Genomic DNA, 23762 nt, shown 5'->3' with positions numbered 1-23762 from the left:
GAAAATATATGTAGAAAATATCATAAATTTATAAAGATTCTATTACTTTATAGGTTTTCTTGCTATACCAGCTCCTTTTGATAAAACACTTACTTAGCCCTATCCAGAAACTCATTTTAAAACGATCCCAAGATTTATAGCCAGAGTTAACTTCTCCGAAATAATGTGAATTAGCAATTATATTAAAGTATTTCTTCTTCTGATCCATGCCCCCTTTCAGGTATTCGATATGATGTGTAACCATTCGCGACTTGGGAAAAACGTAAAAACGACCTTCTTTTATATTAGGAACATATGGGTAACCATATCGGATATAACTTGGAACATGTATTGGCATATTCTCTGTTATCCATATAAATCCAGCATTGGTAGTCTGTAAAAAATTAGCAATATGGCACTCCGGGAAAAGTTCAAAATCAAAAATACCGGGATTTTGTTTTATATAGTTTGTCTTTATGATAGCAAAATCTGTAGCCAAAGCATAATACTTATCATACCAATCAGCACTCGCCCATACTGCATGAGAATTCTCGGAAAGTAATCTTGCATATTTGGTAATAATGCTATCATTATAGACCCAAGTATCAGCTTCGAGAATAAGGGTATAATCACAGTCGCCAGGGATATATTTCATCCCCTCCATCAACAACTGAGAATTCCCTTTCCGATGCCCTGCGTTATCCTCAAGAACAACTAATTTATTTATAAGAGCTATCGAGTCGGGCGAAATCTCATATCCGTTCCTCTTCCCATTGCTGACAACAATAATATAATAATCATTTTCGGCCCATGTGTCTGAAATAATCTGAAGATTATATTTTAGGTCTTCTATCCTATCATAGACACGTATAAGAACAGCTAGTTTCATTTAATTCATTTTATATGCCAAGTCTCCAGCCCTTTTTTAGTAAATGAATATGGCTGGACTTTACCTCCAAGCTTTTCTAAAGCTTTAGCCACCCCAAATCTGGTATTAGCAGGACAATAGAAAAACACGTATCCTCCTCCCCCGGCTCCTGAAATCTTACCTCCCAACGCTCCTGCGTCAATCGCCGTTTTATAAATATCTTCAAATAAAGGAGTGGAAATACCATCTGCCATCTCTTTCTTAAAGATCCAGCCTCGATGTAGAATATGACCTATTTCGTCTAAATTACCTTTTAGTATAGCTTCTTTTATTTCATAAGACTGATTCTTGATCTGATGCATCGCTTCAATCGACTTAGCCTTTTCGTTCTTCACATTTTGCTGTTGCTTTTCTATTATATCCCCAGAATTTCGCCCTGTATTGGTATAATAAAGCAGCATATTATTTGACAGCTCATTGATTGTTTCATTTCTAATACGTAAAGGATTCACTATCACTCTATCGTCAGCATAAAACTCCATAAAATTGAAGCCGCCAAAAGCCGCAGCATATTGATCCTGTTTACCTCCGGCTTGCTTCAGATCGGTACGCTCTATAAGATACGCTAAGTATGCCAGATCATATTCGCCAAGAGGTAAGGCCAGCCATTCTGTATATACCCCTAATATTGCTACAGCCAGAGTAGAGGATGTTCCCAATCCTGAACCGAATGGAACTTCAAGTGCACATGTGAGCGTAAATGATAACGGCTTTTTTATAAAATCTTTTACAACACGATTATAAATACCTTTCATCAAATCGGCTTTATCATTCAGTATAGGCAATTGTTCTACCGAATCGAAACAGTATTCTTCATTCGTTTGTGGAATACGAAACACTATTTTATTATCGTCTCGAGGTTCTATATTTGCATATGCGTACAAGCTTATTGTAGCATTCAGAATGCAACCTCCGTATATATCAGAATAAGGTGAAACATCAGTACCGCCACCAGCTAATCCTAATCTAAAGGGAGCCTTACTTCTTATAATCATAATTGGATAATTATTTAGCTTGTAAAATTCTGTACAAACTTATACAGATTTTCGTAATAAGCGTCTATACTATTATATATTTTATGTTCTTTTTTATACTTATCACCCACCAATACTGTAAACATTCCTAACTTATTACCAAAATCTATATCAGACTTACTATTGCCGACAAAGACTGATTTAGAAAAGTCAATAGAAGGGTAATCTCTCTGAGCCTGAAATGCCATTCCTATATTCGGTTTTCTATTGATAGATGTGCTATCTATGTCTGTACAATAGTATATACGACTAATATCACCTCCGTATTTTTTTATTTCTGACAACATATAAGTATGGACTTCATCCAAGTCGGAAAGACTCATTATATTACGTCCGACTCCTCTCTGGTTAGTGATAATAAATATATGATTAAACTTCTTAGATAATATTTTTATAGCGTCTAATACTCCATCGATAAAAACGAACTCTGATATGTTTTTCACATAATCATTAGGTCTTTCTATATTAATTACGCCGTCCCTATCCAAGAATATACATTCATATTGTTTTGGATCATTCATATCGAGCTCTACCTACTTTGTTTTTCTTCTAAAATCCTCATTCGCTTTCTCAAAATCGGATGGGATACCGATGTCTATAAAATAGTCATTTTGTTCACAACCATAAATAGCTAAGGTCTCAACATAAGAGATCAATATATCATTTTCAAATGAAAATTTCTCAGGAAGTTTCAGTCCTGAAAAGATTCGTTTATCTATTATATATACACCTCCATTAATCAGGCCCTCTTTCATGTATTCTTTTTCATTAAAACAAACGATCCTTTGATCTTCATCTAACTCCACAGAGCCGTAACGATCAAAGTCAGTCATTGGCTTTAGAGCTATTGATATTGCGGCCTTTTTCTTTTTATGAAAATCGAATAAAGAACTAGTTTCTATATTAAAAAAAGTATCACCATTGATAACGAAAGCTTCACTCCCCACAACTTTCTCAAACGCAAGTTTTATTGCACCACCAGTGCCTAACGGATATTCTTCTATTACATACGAAGTCTTGAATGAATAGTCCTGCTTTTTGAGCCAATCAATAACAGAATTGGCCTTGTACCCTAACGAGAGGATGATATGATCGAATGACTGAGACGAAAGATATTCGAAAAGATAGTGAAGAAAAGGCTCTCCTGCGACCTCTGCCATACATTTAGGAACATCACTAACTACCGATTGTAAACGTGTACCAAACCCGCCTGCCAATATAATACATTCTTTCATAAGCCTGTTTAAAAACAATTATTAACTTTTCGTCTCTCTCTTCAATCTATTCTCTCGCCTAATAGTCCCCATTGTTTTAACGCCCGAATATTGTTTGGGCATATAAACGTAATATTTATAGAACATAAAATAAAAAAAGAATAAATATAAAATAAGATTGAGGTCTATCCAACCCTTTATATTTAATACTAATGTATACACAAAGATAGTTATAGGAACAAGATTAACAGCCCAATCTTTAGTATAGCTAAGTTTTACAATAAACATCTGGTAAATAAAAAAAGCTAAAGTTCCGGGTATACCCACCCAAAATAGCATGCGAGAGTATCCAACATCAGTGCCATAAAAAACCATTCGCCCACGACCGAATATAAGTGTATGTAAATCCTCCGGAATCAAAAACATTTCATCCAGCCCATCAGAAGAACGGGTTTGCAATTTTCCTGTTTCCATGAAATTTATAAATAGCTCAAAAGCCCAATCAGAAAAACTAGGAAAATAAAACATTGCCAAGGTGTATCCTCCAGCCATCAGGAATATAGCAGAGATAAAGAATGCCCTTGCTTGTTTTTTCTCTGATTTATTGTCCCAGATATACAGAACACCTATCACTGCAAATCCTATTGCAGCACCAATGATCGTCGTACGAGCCATAAACAGCCCTACATAAAAGGTAAAGACATACAAAGCCGCCAATGCAAAAAAGCCTTTATTATCCAGCTTCATTCTCATCAGCAGATAAGATATAAGAATTAATCCTATGCCACTAACCGCCCCTGCTCCAAAGAAGGCAATACCATATCCCATAAGCCTCTGCCTACCACCTTCCTCCATAATTTCCTCTGTATACTCAGCTTGCATTTGAATAGAGAAAAAGAAATCGTGTATGCTCTCATTCATATTCATACCAAAAGTAATAATAGCCTGTAGGCCTATAGCAGCCGCAATATAAAGAAGTAGTGTATTGAATGATGGTCTTTTATGTATCTTATATATCGTGAATATAACTAAATATGCAGAGAAGAACCATGCTATCTGACTTCTTATATACCCGAAAGTATATGGGTCGCTATTATTATTTATCCATCCTGATGTATAAAATACGAAAAGTAATAACAACAAACCGGATATTACCATAAGCACCTCTTTGAAAGGATATTTATGATATGCATACAGACCTAATCCCAACACACCGGATAAAAGGATAAAGGAAGACCCCATCACATCAAGTGCCTGCGGATATATGAAATAAAACATAAGTATCAGCGGCAATAACATTGGTATGATTTGCTTTAACTTTGGCATGCAAACTTATCTGAATACGAGTTTGTAAATAAGGGACTTTTTATATTTGAGTCTAAAAGTACACTTTGTGTAGAGAATAGCAAAATCCCTCGATGTATAATTTTGTTCTTTATATAATGGTGAATCCTTCAATCGTCTTAAAACTCTCAGCCCTAGACGGGAATTAGCACAAAGCCGAAGCCAATGAATAGATAGCATATACTCGAGATATTTCGCATCGCAAAAAGAGTGGTCCTTATTGATTCTCATCAAACTACACATAAGTGACTCACATTTATCCAAGTACTTAAAAGATGAATACAGAGGAACACTTTCAGCTACAGAAGAATATACATCGATAGAATCATCATCAACTGGCAAGCCTAAATGAGAACAATGAATTTTGAATACCTTTTTTTTATTTTCAGTTTGAAGATCTTCATGTATGGTCGACACTTGCGATTCATGTACGCGATAGAGAAGAAGTGGCTCATTTATGTTTGCCACTTTCGTTTTATATATTGCTTTTGACCACAGAGCATAATCTTCTACATGAAGATATTCCTCTTCAAATTTAAGGTTTAGCTCTGTAAAAACACGCTTCCTTATCATTACAGCAGGATGGCAAATACCTGACTTGAACAACATATATCCTCTTAGTTCATTGTCATGTAAAGGACTATGATGAAAATATCGTTTGTTTGGCCTATCTGAACGAAAAGCATAAAACAACGTGCTTACTATATCGTGATCAGGATTATTTAAAAGAAAGTCAACCTCTTTCTCTATTCTTGTAGGCAATGAGATATCATCGGCATCCATACGGGCTATAAATTCACCTTCACAAAAAGTAATTCCTTTATTCAGGGTTCTTATAAGCTTCAGGTTCTCTTCATTCTCAACGATAGATATACGAGTGTCTTTTTTCGCCAGTCGCTCTAATATCTTACCAGTATCATCAGTCGAACAATCGTTGATAGCAATGATTTGTAAGTTTGCATAAGTCTGATTCAAAATCGAATTCATCGACTCCTCAACATATTTTTCAACATTGTAACAAGGCATCAACACCGAAACCAGAGGCTTATTCATCTTTTATTATTTGTACAGATAGTATCAAAGATGGACTTATAGCCATCTATCATTTTTTCAATTGTAAAGTTTGTAAGATATGATTGTCTCGCAGATACCGACATGCTCTTCAAAACATCCGGATCTGAAAGTATGTATCTTATCTTTTCTTCAAATATATCTACATCATTATTAACTGCAAAACCATTTTCACCAGTCAATACTTCAGTCACTCCTCCTACTGCAGATGCTACTACCGGAACGCCATAAGCCAGAGCTTCGAGCAAAGACATTGGCAATCCTTCATAATTTGAAGGGAGAACAAACATATCTGCATACATCAGGTATGAACAAGCTGATTGAGCCTCCCCTAAACAAAATACATTATCCGGTGTATCTAATACTTTATTTTTATTACCAATCCAGACAAAAGCATATTGAGGCATTCGTTTTGCAATATCTAAGAATAGATCAAACTTCTTTTGTTTCGAAATACGGGAAATACACATTACTATCCTAGGATAAGAACGTTTTATTTCACTAAGCTTCTCAACTAAATGATCTTGTAATTTAGTATCCAAAGATAGAGATTGGTCTACAGCACCATTATATATCCTTTCTACATTTTCAGATATCCCTTCTTCTTTCATTGAGTCAACGTCATATTGACTGACTCCGACTATTCTATATGCTTTATTCTTTAAGGCTTTCTCAATAATTAAAAAACGGCGAAATGCTGTTCTTATAGAATCAAACCCATGTACAGTATATACTATTCTTTTACGACTAAAAGCTATGCGTCCCAACACTCCCATCTTTGAGGAATGTAAATGGACAACATCAGGTCTGTATTTAAATCTATAATAGAAAAGCTTCAATAGCAACCCTATATCGCGCCATGAAACTTCTTTCCTATGATTATTTAATTTAATTTTCGTAAAACCGCTTCCGAGAGCGTTCCATGCCTCTCCATCCCCACCATATAAAACAAAAAGTTCATTTTCTGAACTTAAAGATTTAATAAGGTTTGAAACAATCGTCTGAGCCCCTCCATACTCCGAAACTGTTATAATTTGGAATATCTTCATTAATTGTAAAATCTATGTACCGAAATAATCAGCGTAAAGATAATAGTTTTTACCTATATTTTATAAGTCGATAATAGCTTTTATAAATATTCTTAAACTTATTTACGAATATCATGCTATTACAACCATTTTTTTCCAATTGATATAACCGAAGATAGATACAATGAAAAATATAAGAAATAAACAACCCGACATTATATCATGTTGAGCAAACAATAGGATAGCCGAAATTAAATTAGCGGGTATAACAAGCAACCATTGCTCTGCCCACTTACGCGAAATCATCCAAAGAGCGACAATATTTAGTGATGTAGTGACAGCATCTCCTATCGTAATAAAAAATACATTTCCATTAAGCCAGACCAACATATAATAAATCAATCCGGAAATAACTATTATGGCAAATATTATAGGAAGTATATAAGAATTTTGAACATGTGTTATAATTTCATCTCCTGTTTTCTTATCTCGATTACGCATAACCCATACAATCCATCCGTAAATAGAGGCTAAGAAAAAATAGATGTAAATACTCATACTTGCATACAATTCTGTTTTATAGAATATGTATATATAAAATGCAGCCATCACCACACTGGCGGCCCACATCCATACGTTTGCCTTATATTCCAAATAGAGAAATAGTAAACCTATAAATGCTCCGACAATACTGACCCAATTACTTTCTATAAAACTCAGAATTATATCCATGATAATTTTCAAAAAATAAGCGGAGTATCAAATGGTATGGCTAATAAAATGATACTCCGCAAAAAAAACACATTGTATATTAAAAACGATACCGAATTTTCCCCAATAGATTTGCGCCCGCCTGAGGATATAGCCCTTTATAAACTATTTCGGTTCCATCATCAAACTTTACAGTTTCAACCCAAGCATTGGCACTATACTTGATACTGGCAAGATTATTTATAAAGAATTGGAAATCAAACTTACCTATCTTATTTACATCCAGTGTATATGATGCAATCATATCCGTAACTAAATAATCTTGTAAACGATTGTACGGATTTGATGTATTATCATAATACATTTTACCTACATACTTATTGATAAAAGAAAGTGTAAAATCTTCTTTTTCGAATGGTTTAAATGTTATACCAAAACTACTCACAACATTAGGAGAAAATGAAATATCCGTTGATTTATGAAACACCGATATTTGTCCTAGCTTATTCCAATCATCTCTATTATCGTATAAATCGTAATAAACAGTATAATTCTTTATCTTATTTCGGCTCAAGGTCAAATTTCCATCCAGACGCAACCATTCGGTAGGGGTATATGCTAATGATAATTCTACACCTGTACGATAACTATCAGGAACATTTTCCTGCAACTTGTAGCCAACGTCGTTTAGTTTACCAGTTTGTACCAATTGGTCTTTATAATCCATGTAATAAAAATTAGCGCTAAACGAAACAATAGAGTTTGCGTATTTATAACCTAACTCGTAATCATATAATCTTTCAGATCTAATATTACGCGTTTTTCCGCCTTTCAACGATTCTTTCAGATCGGCACGTAATGGCTCTCTATTTGAGATTCCAAACGAACCGTATATTTCATTATAGTTGCTGAACCGGAATGATATTCCTCCTTTAGGATTTACAAAATTATAATAGTTCTTATTTGTCAAATCAGCTAAATCATCATCCAATCCTCTCATACGATAATCTATATATCTTTCCTGCACCTCTGCGAATAAAGACAGATTGTCTACCGGTCTATATTCTGTCTTAAGAAAGACATTCATATCCTGCTTCACCGCTTTATTACGATTCCACTCATAATCATTCGGTATGTTTTGATTCTGTTTTACCCAAAGTAACCTACCATAATGATGCCCATCGTAATAACTATAGGTCGTACCAGCAATTATCCCAAACTTCCCTACTTTATAGTCTAAATTAAAGCTCCCTACATAGAAATCGTTTTGCATTAATTTACGAAGAATCAGGTCTGAGCTTTCATGAGTATTACCATTTATTATTTGGTTACTTAAGCCATAATCTGCAAAACTTTCACCTGTTTTATAGTTTTCATAATAACCATAACCGTTATTATAACTGAGGTTGGCGTTCAATGTCAGGTTATTGGTCAGATACCGGGAATAAATTACCTGCCCTATATTAGAATAATAGTTATCTGTTTCGTTATCGTAATACCTTGTCTTTCCATTATCGTCTTCATATTCCCCGGCCTCATTGTAGCGCCGATCGCTTTCTATCTTACTTGGATCTACTCCAAGCCAGGTAATGCCTGTATGTTGTATACCATTCATATAGATAAGGCGAATCAACTGTTTGTCCGAATAATGAGATAGTGCAGCATATATATTCTTGTGATCTACCTTTCCATTACGAATATAACCATCACTTTTTATATATGAGTAACGCGCATCGACCGACAATCCATTCCTCATTATCCCTGTTCCGGCAGCACCTGTCAATAAAAGTGTATTATATTGTCCGTATGCAGAAGATAAATCTGCGTATGGCTTATTACCTTTTCCGCCTGCCGTCTGCATAGAAATACTCGCTCCAAACGACGCAGTCCCTGATGTTGATGTTCCCACTCCACGTTGCACCTGTAAACTTTGCAATGAATTTGATATATCCGGCAGATTGACCCAATACACTTCCTGACTTTCGGGATTATTAAGAGGCATGCCATTCAATGTTACATTGATCCGACTCGCATCTGTTCCTCTAATCCGAAGAGCAGTATTTCCCACAGCTGTCCCTCCTTCTGTGTAAGACACTACCGAGGGGAGATTTTGCAATATATAAGGAATATTCTTTGTCGCATTATCCTTTTTAATTTCTACTTCACCTAGATTGGAATATGCAATAGGTGCTCCACGACTCACCCTTGTAGCCGAAACAACAACCTCTTCCAATTTAACCAACTTTAGGCTATCTGTTTGTTGTTGTGAATACATAGCTCCTACTCCACTCATAAAAGCACTAAAAGCTAAAAATACCTTTTTCATTTAAATACAAATTTCTATAAGCATAGAGCAATCAAATACAGCCTACACTTCGATGTTAAACAAAAAAGGGGTTTATAAGATGGTTTCCCGATAATTTAAGAATATGCACGTGCGCAATAGCATTCTTCTTTCCCTACGCCGGCATTACCCGGATCAGGTTTAATGGGTGTGATCTCAGCCTGTTATTTTAAGGCACCCCTAAAGATTTCGTGGCAAATATAATCAAACCTTTTTAATAAATAAGTGTTTACTGCTTATAAATTCTTTCTATAAGTAGAATTACTCATGTTACAAAACGCGATTTCCGTAGTCATATGTAATATAAAGATAAATACATACCTTTGTCACTAAAATTAAAATGATATGAAAAGTTATAAATTATTAGCGATAGTTTTTTCCATTGTTACATTATTCATTTTCTCATCTTGTGAGAGCGATCATTACGAATGGAGACGAGGCACACTAAATTTAACCACAGAATTTGATGACGAACCTATATACACAGATAATAGAGGCAGGTTTAATTTTTCATATGATTTGCGCGCCGAAGATATCAAAGGTATAGATACACGTAGATTAGATATTGTTGATGTAGAGTCATATAGTTCCGAAATTTTCCTCTTTAGAGGAGAGCTCTTCAGAGTAGGTGATCTAATAAATATCAGATTGGCAGCCGATGGTGTAAATGGAGTTGGATTAAGAATGATAGTTGTTAACAATAACGGGGGCAGAGAAGCCATGGTCATAGATGAAGACCTTTACTTACTAAAGAGATTTATGGCTGATATGGCATATAGATTAGCTCGCAATGGTCGGCTAGTATTCTACATTGATGGTGAGCTACTTGACATATTCCAACCAACCTATTTCGACTTTGAAGTTGTAAATGATTTTAACTTCGAAATCAGATACTAATGAGCATATGTCGGAGCATAGTTATACATTTTCAGACTATCTCTCCGAGATACAACAAATAGATCAATCCGACCTATCATTAAGAGATAAGTACATCCGTCTGAAGCGATTACTAGAAAGAAGCTGCAAAGAAATCACCTCAAGTGAGTCCTTGCAGTTTCCTTCTTTATTTTCCCGCCTTGTTTATATAGGGCAAAAATACGCACTTCCGAAATCGCTGGAATGGCAGTTACAAAACATACGCATAAAGACTAATTTCCTGCAACAAAGCCAAAAGAATCTGATATCACCCAATCAGTATCAGCAAGGAAAAGAAGCCCTCGAAAGTTTTATCGCATACATAGAAGGAAGTAAATCCAATTTCAACTTCGTAGAAGATATTATTCTTGAAGAAGATACATCTCAATACTCTTCGGAAAGGATACGTGTACAAGTATTAAACATTGATAAAGAAAACCACATTATAGCCTGTCAATCGGATACTGCGCCCAACCAGTTACTAAATGTAAAATATAATACCTCAACCAATGGGGCATTTAATGATACAATCGATAGTTTATGGATTGGAGCACAATTAAATTTGATAGATATCAAAACAGATAATAATGGGAACCTTATTCCCAAAATGTTTGTTCTTGAACCCGACTATTTAATAGACGCTTCTGCAATAGCCGAATGCTTCCAATCTTACGGTAGTTCTCATTTACATTATTTTCGCCGCAAATTCGAACCCAATATAAACAGTCACTATATCCTATTAGGAAATCTTGCAAACTTCTTCCTTGACGAATTGGTATATGCTGAAGATGTACAAAACCTTATCTTTAAGGAGGTATTTTTCAAATCCTTTCAATCGATGCCCTTCGAATACGCTTCTTGTAAAGACATCAGCAACAATACGGATTTTAAAGACTTCATGGCTAGGGCTGAGAACCAATTCAGCAATATAAAAAGGGTAATACTAAATGATATGCCGGCTAACGGATTCGATATATCTGCATGTACTCTCGAACCCTCATTCTTCTGCGAAAAATATGGTTTTCAAGGTCGACTGGACTTGTTACAGCTATCGAATACTCCTGACGGTATTGATCGTATCATTGAGTTGAAATCGGGCAAACCTCCCTACCCTCGCGAAGATGCCACGAAAATTGCCCCAAACCATGAAACTCAAACAGCCATTTATCGTCTGATGATACAAAGTGTGTTCAATAAAGATGCACGACATATATATCCTACTATATTGTATTCTTCGGCTGAAAATGCAGGAGAGAATCTTCGTTTTTCAGCCATCTATCAACAGTTGGAAAAACAGATAATAAATATACGGAATCTGATTGTAGCAACCGAACATAATCTGTATACGGGTGATATTTTAGCAGTAGAGAAAGTTTTCAAAGATCTATTTAATCTGGATAATTACGGACGAGCTCCTCAGTTCTTTATAGATAAATTGATAGAACTTGAGAAAGTATTGAAAGATGCGTCCGAGTTGGAAAAAACCTACGCTTATCGTTATATCAGCTTCATTACGCGTGAACTCTATTTGCAAAAGACAGGTGACGAAAGTTATAACTCATCAATGAGTGTCTCTGCCTTATGGAATACAACATTCGAAGATCGTAAAGATTCACTTGAGTTAATTCCTAATCTCGAAATAGAACATATTGATGATAGCAATAAGGATATGATTATCCGCTTCCGTCGAGAAAATTCGGCTGACTGCGTAAATTTCCGAGAGGGAGAGATTTGCATCCTTTACCCCCGTCAAAACTCAGAGGAATCTGTATTAACCAACCAAATACTTAAAGGAACAGTAGTGGAGATATCCTCTCGTCATATTGTACTACGATTTAGATACAAGCAACGAAACCGTAATTTCTTTTCACAATATAAATATTGGGCTGTAGAGCACGATAAATTGGATCATAGCTATAATGCCATGTATAAAAGCATATTTGCTTTCCTATCAGCACCCAAAGAAAAGAAAACCCTCCTGTTGGGAATACGTCCACCCGAATCTTCATACACAGAGATTCTCGCCGATGACTTTTCTGTAAAACTCAAACAGGATATAGTCATTAATAAGGCCTTGGCAGCCAAAGACTATTTTCTCATAGTAGGCCCTCCCGGAACGGGGAAAACATCTATCTTCGCTCGTAAATTGATAGAACGTCTATATACCAATGAGGATACCAATATCCTTGTCATAGCATATACCAACCGAGCTGTAGACGAACTATGTGCAGCCGTTAGCGAAGCACTGAATGAGGATGAACTAACCTGCGACAAATACATACGTATCGGTTCTGAGCTTTCATGTGGAGAAAATTATCGTCATCGTCTCCTACAGCACATATCCCATAAGGCCGTAAACAGAAAAGAGCTATTGGAAATAATAGCTACTACACGTATTTTTATAGGTACACTTGCTTCTATCGTTGGCAAGCCTGAGCTGTTCGATCTTAAGCATTTCAATGTTGCAATTATTGACGAAGCTTCCCAAATACTGGAGCCTCAAATAATAGGACTTCTTCCTCAATTCGATAAGTTCGTTATGATAGGTGACCACAAACAACTATCAACCATTACCCTGCAAGATGCAAACAAATCGACGGTTGCAGAAGAAGTCTTAAATAACATCGAACTATCTGATTGCCGCGAATCGCTATTCGAAAGGTTATTCCGCCTTTGTCAAAAAGAAGGATGGAAGACAGCATACGATACATTGACATATCATGGACGTATGCACAAGGATATAGCTTCGCTAGTCAACGCTTCTTTTTATAATAATATATTACAAATAGCAACCAAAAGGCAAGAAGAACCTCTTAAGTTTACTATATATAATAATGCAGATAAATACGAATCGCTGATTGCAACTAAGCGAGTAGCCTTTATTCATGCAAGGCAGGCAGACAATACAAACCCTTCTGATAAATTGAATAATAACGAAGCCTGTATTGCTACCTCCATAGCAAAAGCAATATTAAATGTTTACAAAGCGAACAATATTCCTTTTGACTCTCAAAAAACACTTGGTATCATTACTCCATATCGCAATCAGATAGCCTTGATAAGGCAGAAGCTTGAAGAAACAAATATCGGCGAATTAAGACACATTATGGTAGATACTGTTGAGCGTTTTCAAGGCAGTCAGCGTGATGTGATTATATTCTCTTTCTGCTTCAATAAGCCTTATCAGTTAAAGTATTTTACGAATATGAATCGTGAGGGTACTGTCGACCGAAAACTGAATGTTGCACTGACAAGAGCCAGAGAACAACTATTTCTTATTGGAAACGATCAGATATTACAACGAAATACTATTTATAAAGAAATTCTGAATCTTATCGATACTATTCAGTCTTAACATCTCCCTATTTTTAACTAAAAGGTGACAAAGTTGTACACTTTTTTATACTTTTTATCTGAATAAAATATTCCCTTTTGCATAACTGTTTCTTCTTATAGATAAAGGATTAATATTTCAACAAAAAAATAATTTAGTTGAACATTCAACTAAATTATTTTTTTGTTATATCTTTGCATCCGAATTTGGCTACAGCCTATTTATTATTTTATATTTATAAATATTGATTGTATGCTTTTAATATAGAGATATACCTCTGCATACATTCCATTATTAGATTAAGACATGTTGCAAACATTCGTGCATAGCATATTGCAGACACAGTCTTTCTACCGTCAGATTATCCATCGAAAAATACGCGAACATAATATAGATGTAACATTCGAAATGTTACATATTATGCGACGTTTGAACATTGCTGCTAAAGTAAATCAGCAAGAATTGGCAAATCTGACGTATAAAGACAAATCGAGCCTCTCCTATCTTATAAAGAATATGGAAAAACGTGGGCTGGTGAAAAGAGAAGAAGACCCAACCGATAAGAGGAGTAAGCTTGTTTTACTCACTAAAAAGGGAGAAGAACTTCACGATGAAATAAGAATTATTATCGAAAATGTATATAGTGAGATAGAAAAAAATATCAACAAAGAGCATATACAAAAGTGTATCGACTATATGAAAGAATTTACTGAGACAATAAAAGATAATTAAGTGAAACTATATTTAAACATATTCGCAATATTACTCATCACCTCTTTACCAATGATGAGTCAGAATCCATATAAGTTAACTCTCGATGAACTTTTTGAGCGTGGGCTACAAAACAGTATAGCCATACAATCGTCTGTTATAAAAACTCAAATATCGGAAGACAAGGTAAGTCTGGCTAAAAACAAGCAGCTACCTGATATTTCGGTGGGAGGATTATTCGGTTATGTGGGTACCCCTATTATTATGGATAAAGACCTCTCGTTTTTGAAACACTCCGACACTCCTGATTGGAAACAAAATTATCAGCTGACAGCCACACAGCCAATATATCAAGGTGGAAGAATAAAAAACAGCATTGAAAAAGCAAGATTAGAGGAAGAGATGGCAAGATTATCATTACAAAAAGACAAATCAGAGCTGAAGCTATGGCTGATAACAAAATATCTGGATCTTTTCAATCTGTATAAAAAAAGGGAGGTATTTTCTCAAAATATCGAAGAGTCTAAGGTGCGTCTACATGATGTGGAAAGGATGAAAGAGGAGGGTATGATCACAACGAATGATGTTCTACGAAGTAAGCTTGTTCTTACAAATTACGAACTGGCATTTAAAGAAACTGAAAATGATATAGCTATCACTTCTCAGCAATTAGACATTGTCATGGGAATAGATGAAAATACCATACTCGAACCAGATCAGACTGTATTAGGTTCACAGTTGAATATTGGAACAGAGAGTGATTATATCCATCAGGCTTATACACAATATCCTGACCTGAGAATAGCTAAAACAAATATCGCTTTAGCACAAAATAATCTGAAGCTTACAAAGGCTGATTATCTACCCACCTTGTCGTTACAAGCAAGCAATACACTAGCTCGTCCGATACCGAATATATCTCCTGTACAAGATTTATATATGAACGCATGGGGCGTAACATTAAATTTATCTTATCATATATCATCCCTGTTTGATAAAAAAAGAAATACAAGTACAGCTAAACATCAGGTATATTTACAAGAATTGGCGCAAGAGCAACAGAAACAAAATATTCGTACTGAAGTAAAATCTGCATTTGTAAAACACAGAGAAGCACTCGATAGGATAAAAGCACTTGAAGAATCGCTAATACAATCGAAAGAGAATTATCGTATTGTAAAGAATAAGTACTTTAATCAGTTAGCCATACTAACCGATTTATTAGATGCGAATACGGTACAATTAAATGCTGAGTTGCAACTTACAGCAGCCAAAACGAATGCAATATATACATACTACCAACTACAAAAAGTAAGCGGAAATTTATAATTATGGATACAAATAAGTCAGAAATAGAAAAAAAGGAAGAAAAAGAAGCTTACCTAAAACTTAAAAATAAGCGAAGAAGAAACTTGATCCTCAACATTATCAGTATTTTGCTTGCACTAGGCGGTATTGCATGGGGTGCAAACTTTTTCTATCGCTACTACAAATATGAAATAACCAACGATGCTACTATCGAACAATATATTACACCGATCAACGCTCGTGTGGCCGGCTATATTAAAGAGATCAGGTTTACAGAACACCAATGGGTAAACGAAGGAGATACCTTATTGATTATAGACGACAGGGAGTTTTATATAAAACTGATGGATGCGGAGGCTGCTTTATTAGATGCTAAGAGTTCAGCATCAGTACTATCTTCCACCATTACCACAACCTCTACCAATATTGCAGTATCCGATGCTAATATAGAGGAAGCAAAAGCCCGTCTATGGAAAGCTGAGCAAGACCTTAAGCGATATAAAAACCTTATGGACGCCGAATCGGTTTCCCAGCAACAATATGAACAGGTAAAAAGTGAGTATCAGGCTCAAAATGCTCGCTATAATGCATTGCTAAAACAAAGAGACGCTGTAAAATCAACTTCGAACGAAGCTTCAAAGAAGCAAGGAAATGCAGAAGCAACTATTTTACGACGCGAGGCCGATCTGAGCATGGCCAAGCTTAATCTATCATATACTATAATCACAGCCCCTTATAGCGGATATGTAGGCCGACGTACTTTAGAGGTCGGGCAACTGGTACAAGCCGGGCAGACAATTACCAATCTGATTAAAAATGATAATAAATGGATCATTGCTAATTATAGGGAAATGCAAATAGAAAACATTTATATTGGTCAGGAGATCAAGATACGTGTAGATGCTATCAGCAATAAAACATTTAAAGGAATAGTGACCGCAATATCTGAAGCTACCGGATCGAAATACTCGATGCTACCTACCGACAATTCAGCAGGAAACTTCGTGAAAATTCAACAGCGTATTCCTGTACGTATCGAGTTTATAGATATCTCTCCTGAAGATATGAAAAAATTACGGGCAGGTATGATGGTAGTAACCGAAGCAATAAAAGATTAAAGGATGGCAATAATACCTGTAATCCGCACAACAGTCGCCGCCCCTTTTCGAAGCTGGGTACCTACATGGCTGAAAATTTTAGTAGCCTTCATTATACTTGTGCCCATATTGCTCATCAATGGTGCTTACACAGGTAGTAATATTGACATTTCCAGTTATTTAGGAGTTTTATCAGAAGATATCAACATGGCCTACTATGCCTCATCGGCAGGTATGGCTATTGCTCACCTGATAATACCAAAGGTAAAGCCAATAGCTACAACTAAGACAATCATTCTTATCGTACTGCTCTGTCAGGTTCTACTTAGCCTGATTTGTGCAGAAACGAGCTATATAGAAATTATTATTATTTGTAGTTTCATTATTGGCTATTTGAAAGCTTTCTCAATGATTGAAACTATCAATATCCTAATGCCTGTACTCAGTCCTAGCAATACCCGTAATGAGTTTTATGCAAAGTTTTATCCGATAACACTAGCCTGCGGACAGTTATCATTGGTCCTTACCGCCGAATTGGCCTATTTGTACAAGTGGGAATATATGTACTACTTCATGATATTATTACTACTTATAGCTATTATAGCGGTTGTGGTATGTATGAGTTTCGCCCGACGATTAGTACATATTCCCATCAAAGATATAGACTGGCTCAGTTTCTTCCTTATATCCGCTTGCTGCATGGCTATAATATATATCTGCACTTACGGAAAAACAATGGATTGGTTTGCTTCCCGGAAAATTCTTATTGCAACTATCCTCATACCTGTAACTGGCTGGCTATTTGTACGAAGGCAATTCTCAGACCATCCCTTTGTAGATATGAGCGTATTGAAAAACCGAAACTCAGCAGTAGTATATCTATTATCTTTCGTATTAATGTTTTTTGCCTCATTCAGTATTCTAATATCTTCTTACACTAATTCTGTACTGAGACTGGACAGTATACGTGTAAACGAGTTATATTTATATATGATTCCAGGGTTCGTTGTAGGAGGGATTATCTGTTATTATTCATATCTGAAAGAAATACGGATGGCATGGCTGATATTCATCGGGTTCGCATGCTTTACCTTATCCATTGCTCTCCTATACTTCAAGGTAATGCCAAACGGTTTATATGAAGATCTATATTTCCCAATGTTTCTTCGTGGAATTGGTATGACTACCTTATTTGTAGCCTTTGCTATATATGCTATACAAGGCTTATCTCAAAAACAATTGATATACAACGCTTTTTTTATGATTACTGCCCGTTCGGCTATTGCCCCGGCGGTAGGATCATCTATTCTGACCAACTGGCTATATCATCTACAGCAAAAGAATGTCACATTACTGTCACAAAATATAGATACTCAAAACCTATTAGCTATGGATCAAGTAACTTCATCGGTAAACAGTGCAATGACACAAGGATGGAGTATAGAAGATGCCCAGCGTATAGCTATAAACCTGTTGTATCAGAAAGTACAGATACAGGCAATAACAGTAAGTATAAAAACTATTCTTGGATGGATGCTTATAATGGGAATTATATTGCTTGTTCTCATCTTGTTATACTTTTTCCAATATAAACCTGTAAGATTGATGAAAATGGGTAGTGATATGTCCGGATAATGCTGGGATATTATAAAAAATAAACTCCGATGATAATCATCGGAGTTTTATTTATCATAATAGAAAGCAAAACCCTTATTTTTTATTTACTCGGAATTTCTCATTCCCATTCTCAATGAAATCTACAATCTGATTAGCAGCTGCAATACCTGCATTGGTATTTGCCTCAGCAGTTTGCGCTCCCATTTTTTTAGGTGTAGAAAAATAACGACTTGCAAACTTTTCTGCCATTTCGGCATTGTTACCAGGCATAATATCAGTTACATATTTGAAATCCTTACGCTCTTCCATCAATTTCACTATTTCTGCCTCATTGATCACTTCTTTACGCGCTGTATTGATTAGCAATGCATTTTTAGGCATTTTGCTCAATAAGGAATAATTGATAGAATTCTTTGTTTCTGCTGTAGCAGGAATATGTAGAGATACAAACTGGCAAGTAGCATATAATTCTTCAGCCGACTTTACAGCTTTCACTCCTTCTTTCTCAATGGCTTCTGCCGAAAGGAAAGGATCGTAGGCATATACTTCCATACCAAAGCCTTTGGCTACACGTGCAACATTACGTCCTACGTTTCCATAAGCATGAATACCTAGTTTCTTACCCATAAGTTCGGTACCAGATGTTCCGTTATAAAGATTACGTACAGCATACACTGCAAGTCCTAGAGCAAGTTCGGCTACTGCATTAGCATTCTGTCCGGGAGTATTCATCACACAAATATTGTTAGCTGTGGCAGCATCGAGATCGATATTATCGAAACCCGCTCCCGCACGAACTACAATTTTCATATTTTTAGCGGCATCCAATACTTCCTTATCAAAAATATCGCTGCGGATAATCGCTGCATCGGCATCGGCTACTGCATCTAAAAGTTGTTGTTTCTCTATATATTTTTCAAGCAGAACTAACTCATAACCGGCCTTCTCTACTGCATTTCTTATTCCTGAAACGGCTTCTGCCGCAAATGGTTTATCTGTTGCTACTAATACTTTCATTCTTAAAGTTGTTAGTTAGCTAATAGCCGACAAGCGTTATAGGAGCAAATCGGCTTATTGGCATATTAATAAATTATTTAGCGATTTTCTTTTCAAATTCTTTCATGGCGTCTACTAATGCTTGTACACCTTCTATAGGCATAGCATTATAAATAGAAGCGCGGAATCCACCTACAGAACGATGTCCTTTCAGTTCGTACAAACCTCTTTCTTTAGCAAATTCAAGGAAAGCAGCTTCATTTCCTTCATATTCGGAAGAAAGTACAAAACACACATTCATTAACGAACGGTCTTCTACAGCACATGTTCCTTTAAATACAGGATTACGATCTATTTCATCATACAGCAATGCTGCTTTCTCTTTATTACGTTTATACATTGCCGGTACGCCGCCATTAGCCTTAAGCCATCTGAGTGTTTGCATTGCAGCATAGATAGGAACTACCGGTGGAGTATTGAACATCGATCCGTTTTCGATATGAGTACGATAGTCTAACATTGTAGGTATAGCACGATTTACTTTACCCAATATCTCATCTTTCACAATAACGAAAGTTACACCTGCAGGAGCAAGATTTTTCTGAGCACCACCATAGATCAATGCATATTTTGATATATCTACCGGACGTGAAAAAATATCAGAAGACATATCTGCTACCAATGGAACAGGAGAATCCATATCTGTATGAATTTCTGTTCCGAAAATAGTATTATTGGTCGTAATATGGAAATAATCAGCATCAGTGGGTATTACATAATCTTTAGGGATATATGTAAAGTTAGCAGGTTTTGAAGTAGCAACCTCCACTACCTCACCAAACAATTTGGCTTCTTTTTGCGCTTTACTTGCCCACGTTCCTGTATTCAAGTATGCAGCTTTTTTCTCAAGCAAATTAAAAGGTACCATACAAAATTGTAGGCTGGCACCACCACCTAAAAAGATAACCGAATAACCAGCCGGAACATCAAGTAATTCTTTAAACAACTCGACTGCCTCGTCCATTACTGCCTGAAAATCTTTGCCTCTATGGCTAACTTCCATTAATGAAAACGATGAGCCGTTAAAGTTTTGGATAGCTTTTGCTGTTTCCTCAATGGTTTGTTGAGGAAGGATTGAAGGTCCTGCACTAAAATTGTATTTCTTCATTATTATTATAAGTTTAGGAAATTAGTATTTATTTTAAAAAGTAAAGAATCCAAAATTACTAATTATATCCCAAATACCGATATAGGAAAAAAAATATATTAAACTAAAAATCTCCTTTTTATCAAAATGTTTTCTATAACATATTTTTCTATAATTTTAAGTCGCAGCACCACTTAATTTCACAGTTTTTATATATTTGTATATAATAAAAAGAAAGCCGACATTTATTATAAAAATAAACAGAACTGATATAAACCTTAAAAATACATAGACCATGGCCATTATTAAACCATTCAAAGGGGTACGCCCACCCAAAAGCATTGTGCAGGAAGTAGTTTCACGTCCGTATGATGTGTTAAGTTCTTTAGAAGCACGCCTCGAAGCTGAAGGGAACGAAAAATCACTATATAGAATAATAAAACCTGAAATAGACTTCGATGAAATCATAGACGAACATCTGCCTGAAGTATATGAACGTGGAGTAAGTAACTTTAAGAAATTTCAAGAAAAAGGATGGCTAGTGCAAGATCCTGAAGAATATTACTATGTATATGCACAGACAATGAATGGGAAAACGCAATACGGACTTGTTGTATGTTCACATGTTGAAGACTATATGGCTGACAATATAAAGAAACATGAGCTTACACGTCGTGATAAAGAAGAAGATCGGATGAAGCATGTACGAATCAACAATGCAAATATTGAACCTGTATTTTTCGCATATCCAGACAATAAAGAATTGGATGAAATAGTAAAAAAAGTAATTAGTCTCCCTTCCGAATATGATTTTACGGCAGTAGATGGTGTAGGACATCACTTTTGGGTAATAAGAGATAAAGCCTATATAGAAAAGATAACAAAGTTATTTGCCGCTATACCTCATTTATATATTGCAGACGGACATCACAGATCTGCGGCTGCGGCTTTGGTTGGAGCCGAAAAAGCGAAGCAAAACCCGAATCACAGAGGAGATGAAGAATATAATTTCTTCATGGCTGTATGTTTCCCCGACAGCCAATTAAACATTATCGATTACAATCGATTAGTAAAAGACCTGAATGGCCTAACGACTTCCGAATTTATAGAGAAATTAAAGAAGTATTTTATTGTAGAAGAAAAAGGAACGGAAATAATATCCCCTACCGGACTTCACAACTTCTCTATCTACCTGAATAATAAATGTTATAACCTGACTGCTAAACCCCAAACATACGATGACAATGATCCGATCGGAGTCCTCGATGTAACAATATCGTCAAAGTATATTCTGGATGAAATATTAGATATAAAAGATTTAAGGTCCGACAAACGTATCGATTTTGTAGGAGGAATCAGAGGTTTGAGTGAATTAAAGAAGCGTGTAGATAATGGAGAAATGAAATTGGCCATAGCACTTTACCCTGTGACGATGAAACAGTTGATGGATATTGCCGATACAGGAAATATCATGCCTCCTAAAACAACATGGTTCGAACCGAAATTACGTTCGGGACTAGTAATACATAAGCTCGACGATTGAAAAATTAAAATATATCCATAAAAGACCTTCACTCAACTAAAATGCTCTCATAAAGTCAGACATAACTTCATGAGAGCATTCCTGTATCGAACTAAGCTAAACATCTCTACCTCTTAGTTTGTTATATTACACGTAAATTAAAAAATTATTACTTTTGCTTCTCGTAAATACACATCATTATGATTATAAAACATTTTACAGATAATGACCTTTACAAGTTTTCTGTAATGCTAGCCATACAAAAACTTTATCCATGGTCGTACGTCAAATATGCGTTTACAAATCGCGGAGGAACACAATTTCCGGAAGGCTTTGCCGAGAGAATGCGAGAAGAAGTCGCCTCAATGGCTGACTTAAGATTGACACAAGAAGAGAAGAAGTTTGTAAAAACCAAATGTTACTTTTTCGATCCTGTGTTTGTCGATTTCTTAGAGGGGTTTAAATACAAACCAGAGGAAGTGACCATTACACAGCAAGGAGGAGAACTAAATGTTATCATAGAAGGTTATTGGTATCGTACCGTATTATGGGAAGTACCCCTACTCGCTATAATTTCCGAACTTTACTTTCAAATGACTGGAGCTATTCCACAAGACGTTGAGAAAAAAGCCATTATAAAAGCCCAAAATCTAAGTAATCTGAATGCAGATTATTCTGAGTTCGGTACACGCCGCCGCTTTTCTTTCGATGTGCAAGATAAAGTAGTAGGAGCTTTGCAAGCTCACTCGGGCGAATACTTCAAAGGTACGAGCAATGTATATCTGGCAATGAAATATAATACAACACCTATAGGCACCATGCCTCACGAATGGTTTATGTATCACGGAGCAATATACGGCTATAGATCGGCCAACATTAAAGCATTGGAAGCATGGGTGGATGTTTATGATGGTAGTTTGGGTATCGCCCTCACTGACACATATACTACCGATTCTTTTTTCAATTCATTCAGTCTGAAGCAAGCCAAATTATTTGATGGTGTACGTCACGATAGTGGATCTCCTTTAGAATTTGCCGATAAAGCGATAAAATTTTATGAACAAAATAGAATAGATCCTACTTCCAAAACACTTGTATTTAGTGATTCTCTTAATACTACTACAATACAAGAGATAAAAGAGCATATAGACGGACGTATTCATGACACTTATGGTATAGGAACATTTTTCTCTAATGATGTAGGGGTTAAACCTCTAAATATAGTCATAAAACTCACCGATGTGAAAGTTCACAAAAAAGACACCGAATACCTGAAAGCAGTAAAACTTTCAGACGTATCGGGCAAACACACCGGCGATAATAAAGAGATAGACTTAAGTTTGAGAACATTAGGATTATTATAAGATTTCAGAGCTATTTACTAATAGATAAATACGGGAATCCATATAAAAGCAAGATTGCAATTCATATAACTAAAAAAGAGACTTATTACGAATAAGTC

Annotated in this window: 19 protein-coding genes and 1 riboswitch; of the genes, 8 read left to right on the top strand and 11 right to left on the bottom strand. The window is 35.7% G+C overall.

Annotated features, from left to right (window positions below; genetic code table 11):
• Positions 1-28: 28 nt before the first annotated feature.
• From JGH11_RS11455 to JGH11_RS11415, 9 genes are all read right to left on the bottom strand, one after another.
• A complete protein-coding gene (locus tag JGH11_RS11455) occupies positions 29-868 on the bottom strand; it encodes a glycosyltransferase family 2 protein (RefSeq protein WP_201111813.1) in 840 nt (279 codons plus the stop codon).
• A 5-nt stretch (positions 869-873) separates the two neighbouring features.
• Positions 874-1902 carry a dehydrogenase gene (locus JGH11_RS11450; protein ID WP_236263967.1) on the bottom strand — a complete coding sequence of 343 codons (1029 nt, stop codon included), beginning with the start codon at positions 1900-1902 and terminating at the stop codon, positions 874-876.
• Positions 1903-1916: 14 nt separating this feature from the next.
• Positions 1917-2462 (bottom strand): HAD-IIIA family hydrolase, encoded by a 546-nt coding sequence (locus tag JGH11_RS11445; RefSeq protein WP_201111811.1) that lies wholly within the window; start codon positions 2460-2462, stop codon positions 1917-1919.
• A gap of 12 nt (positions 2463-2474) precedes the next feature.
• Positions 2475-3176 (bottom strand): nucleotidyltransferase family protein, encoded by a 702-nt coding sequence (locus tag JGH11_RS11440; protein WP_201111809.1) that lies wholly within the window; start codon positions 3174-3176, stop codon positions 2475-2477.
• 21 nt (positions 3177-3197) lie between these two features.
• The gene (locus tag JGH11_RS11435; RefSeq protein WP_201111807.1) at positions 3198-4481 is read right to left on the bottom strand and encodes a hypothetical protein; all 1284 of its coding nucleotides are present in this window, start codon (positions 4479-4481) and stop codon (positions 3198-3200) included.
• A 6-nt stretch (positions 4482-4487) separates the two neighbouring features.
• Positions 4488-5552, bottom strand: a complete 1065-nt coding sequence (locus JGH11_RS11430; RefSeq protein WP_201111805.1) for a glycosyltransferase — start codon at positions 5550-5552, stop codon at positions 4488-4490.
• Entirely contained in the window at positions 5549-6619 is a 1071-nt protein-coding gene (locus tag JGH11_RS11425) for a glycosyltransferase (RefSeq protein ID WP_201111803.1), read from the bottom strand. Before JGH11_RS11425 ends, JGH11_RS11430 begins: the two co-directional genes overlap by 4 nt.
• 111 nt (positions 6620-6730) lie before the next feature.
• On the bottom strand, positions 6731-7330 hold the full coding sequence (gene pnuC / locus JGH11_RS11420; protein ID WP_201111801.1) for a nicotinamide riboside transporter PnuC: 600 nt from the start codon (positions 7328-7330) through the stop codon (positions 6731-6733).
• A gap of 79 nt (positions 7331-7409) precedes the next feature.
• Positions 7410-9635, bottom strand: a complete 2226-nt coding sequence (locus JGH11_RS11415) for a TonB-dependent receptor (protein ID WP_201111799.1) — start codon at positions 9633-9635, stop codon at positions 7410-7412.
• Positions 9636-9749: 114 nt separating this feature from the next.
• A riboswitch (TPP riboswitch) is annotated at positions 9750-9845 on the bottom strand.
• 153 nt (positions 9846-9998) lie between these two features.
• Between JGH11_RS11415 and JGH11_RS11410 the strand changes: the two genes are divergently transcribed.
• The 6 genes from JGH11_RS11410 (at position 9999) to JGH11_RS11385 (ending at position 18653) form a co-directional block, all read left to right on the top strand.
• Positions 9999-10550, top strand: a complete 552-nt coding sequence (locus JGH11_RS11410) for a hypothetical protein (protein ID WP_201111797.1) — start codon at positions 9999-10001, stop codon at positions 10548-10550.
• Positions 10522-13923: an AAA domain-containing protein gene (locus tag JGH11_RS11405; protein ID WP_236263966.1), complete on the top strand. Its 3402-nt coding sequence runs from the start codon at positions 10522-10524 to the stop codon at positions 13921-13923. Before JGH11_RS11410 ends, JGH11_RS11405 begins: the two co-directional genes overlap by 29 nt.
• A gap of 285 nt (positions 13924-14208) precedes the next feature.
• A complete protein-coding gene (locus JGH11_RS11400; RefSeq protein ID WP_201111796.1) occupies positions 14209-14634 on the top strand; it encodes a MarR family winged helix-turn-helix transcriptional regulator in 426 nt (141 codons plus the stop codon).
• Complete coding sequence (locus JGH11_RS11395) at positions 14635-15942, top strand: TolC family protein (RefSeq protein ID WP_370567593.1); 1308 nt, start codon at positions 14635-14637, stop codon at positions 15940-15942. It abuts the gene before it with no gap.
• Positions 15943-15944: 2 nt separating this feature from the next.
• On the top strand, positions 15945-17039 hold the full coding sequence (locus tag JGH11_RS11390; protein WP_201111794.1) for an HlyD family secretion protein: 1095 nt from the start codon (positions 15945-15947) through the stop codon (positions 17037-17039).
• Positions 17040-17042: 3 nt separating this feature from the next.
• Positions 17043-18653 carry an MFS transporter gene (locus JGH11_RS11385; protein ID WP_201111792.1) on the top strand — a complete coding sequence of 537 codons (1611 nt, stop codon included), beginning with the start codon at positions 17043-17045 and terminating at the stop codon, positions 18651-18653.
• Positions 18654-18728: 75 nt separating this feature from the next.
• Here JGH11_RS11385 and JGH11_RS11380 read toward each other — a convergent pair whose 3' ends face one another.
• Together JGH11_RS11380 and serC are read right to left on the bottom strand one after the other, a co-directional pair.
• A complete protein-coding gene (locus JGH11_RS11380; protein WP_201111790.1) occupies positions 18729-19652 on the bottom strand; it encodes a 3-phosphoglycerate dehydrogenase in 924 nt (307 codons plus the stop codon).
• Positions 19653-19725: 73 nt separating this feature from the next.
• A complete protein-coding gene (gene serC / locus JGH11_RS11375; RefSeq protein WP_201111788.1) occupies positions 19726-20799 on the bottom strand; it encodes a 3-phosphoserine/phosphohydroxythreonine transaminase in 1074 nt (357 codons plus the stop codon).
• A 274-nt stretch (positions 20800-21073) separates the two neighbouring features.
• Here serC and JGH11_RS11370 point away from each other — a divergent pair, with 274 nt between their 5' ends.
• Positions 21074-22321: a DUF1015 domain-containing protein gene (locus JGH11_RS11370; protein WP_201111786.1), complete on the top strand. Its 1248-nt coding sequence runs from the start codon at positions 21074-21076 to the stop codon at positions 22319-22321.
• Between the two features lie 179 nt (positions 22322-22500).
• On the top strand, positions 22501-23664 hold the full coding sequence (gene pncB, locus JGH11_RS11365; RefSeq protein ID WP_201111784.1) for a nicotinate phosphoribosyltransferase: 1164 nt from the start codon (positions 22501-22503) through the stop codon (positions 23662-23664).
• Positions 23665-23762: the final 98 nt, after the last annotated feature.

The organism is Dysgonomonas sp. Marseille-P4677 (assembly GCF_016652235.1).
GTDB lineage: Bacteria > Bacteroidota > Bacteroidia > Bacteroidales > Dysgonomonadaceae > Dysgonomonas.
Note: the sequence above shows the minus strand (reverse complement) of the source record. Positions and strands in the feature narration are given on the sequence as shown.

Excerpts from the sequence above, each read along its gene's own strand:
- JGH11_RS11370 (WP_201111786.1), top strand. The coding sequence starts at position 21,074 with ATGGCCATTATTAAACCATTCAAAGGGGTACGCCCACCCAAAAGCATT.
- pnuC (WP_201111801.1), bottom strand. The coding sequence starts at position 7,330 with ATGGATATAATTCTGAGTTTTATAGAAAGTAATTGGGTCAGTATTGTC.
- JGH11_RS11455 (WP_201111813.1), bottom strand. The coding sequence starts at position 868 with ATGAAACTAGCTGTTCTTATACGTGTCTATGATAGGATAGAAGACCTA.
- pncB (WP_201111784.1), top strand. The coding sequence starts at position 22,501 with ATGATTATAAAACATTTTACAGATAATGACCTTTACAAGTTTTCTGTA.
- JGH11_RS11450 (WP_236263967.1), bottom strand. The coding sequence starts at position 1,902 with ATGATTATAAGAAGTAAGGCTCCCTTTAGATTAGGATTAGCTGGTGGC.
- JGH11_RS11405 (WP_236263966.1), top strand. The coding sequence starts at position 10,522 with ATGATTTTAACTTCGAAATCAGATACTAATGAGCATATGTCGGAGCAT.
- serC (WP_201111788.1), bottom strand. The coding sequence starts at position 20,799 with ATGAAGAAATACAATTTTAGTGCAGGACCTTCAATCCTTCCTCAACAA.
- JGH11_RS11435 (WP_201111807.1), bottom strand. The coding sequence starts at position 4,481 with ATGCCAAAGTTAAAGCAAATCATACCAATGTTATTGCCGCTGATACTT.
- JGH11_RS11380 (WP_201111790.1), bottom strand. The coding sequence starts at position 19,652 with ATGAAAGTATTAGTAGCAACAGATAAACCATTTGCGGCAGAAGCCGTT.
- JGH11_RS11385 (WP_201111792.1), top strand. The coding sequence starts at position 17,043 with ATGGCAATAATACCTGTAATCCGCACAACAGTCGCCGCCCCTTTTCGA.
- JGH11_RS11415 (WP_201111799.1), bottom strand. The coding sequence starts at position 9,635 with ATGAAAAAGGTATTTTTAGCTTTTAGTGCTTTTATGAGTGGAGTAGGA.
- JGH11_RS11440 (WP_201111809.1), bottom strand. The coding sequence starts at position 3,176 with ATGAAAGAATGTATTATATTGGCAGGCGGGTTTGGTACACGTTTACAA.
- JGH11_RS11430 (WP_201111805.1), bottom strand. The coding sequence starts at position 5,552 with ATGAATAAGCCTCTGGTTTCGGTGTTGATGCCTTGTTACAATGTTGAA.
- JGH11_RS11400 (WP_201111796.1), top strand. The coding sequence starts at position 14,209 with ATGTTGCAAACATTCGTGCATAGCATATTGCAGACACAGTCTTTCTAC.
- JGH11_RS11425 (WP_201111803.1), bottom strand. The coding sequence starts at position 6,619 with ATGAAGATATTCCAAATTATAACAGTTTCGGAGTATGGAGGGGCTCAG.
- JGH11_RS11410 (WP_201111797.1), top strand. The coding sequence starts at position 9,999 with ATGAAAAGTTATAAATTATTAGCGATAGTTTTTTCCATTGTTACATTA.
- JGH11_RS11390 (WP_201111794.1), top strand. The coding sequence starts at position 15,945 with ATGGATACAAATAAGTCAGAAATAGAAAAAAAGGAAGAAAAAGAAGCT.
- JGH11_RS11445 (WP_201111811.1), bottom strand. The coding sequence starts at position 2,462 with ATGAATGATCCAAAACAATATGAATGTATATTCTTGGATAGGGACGGC.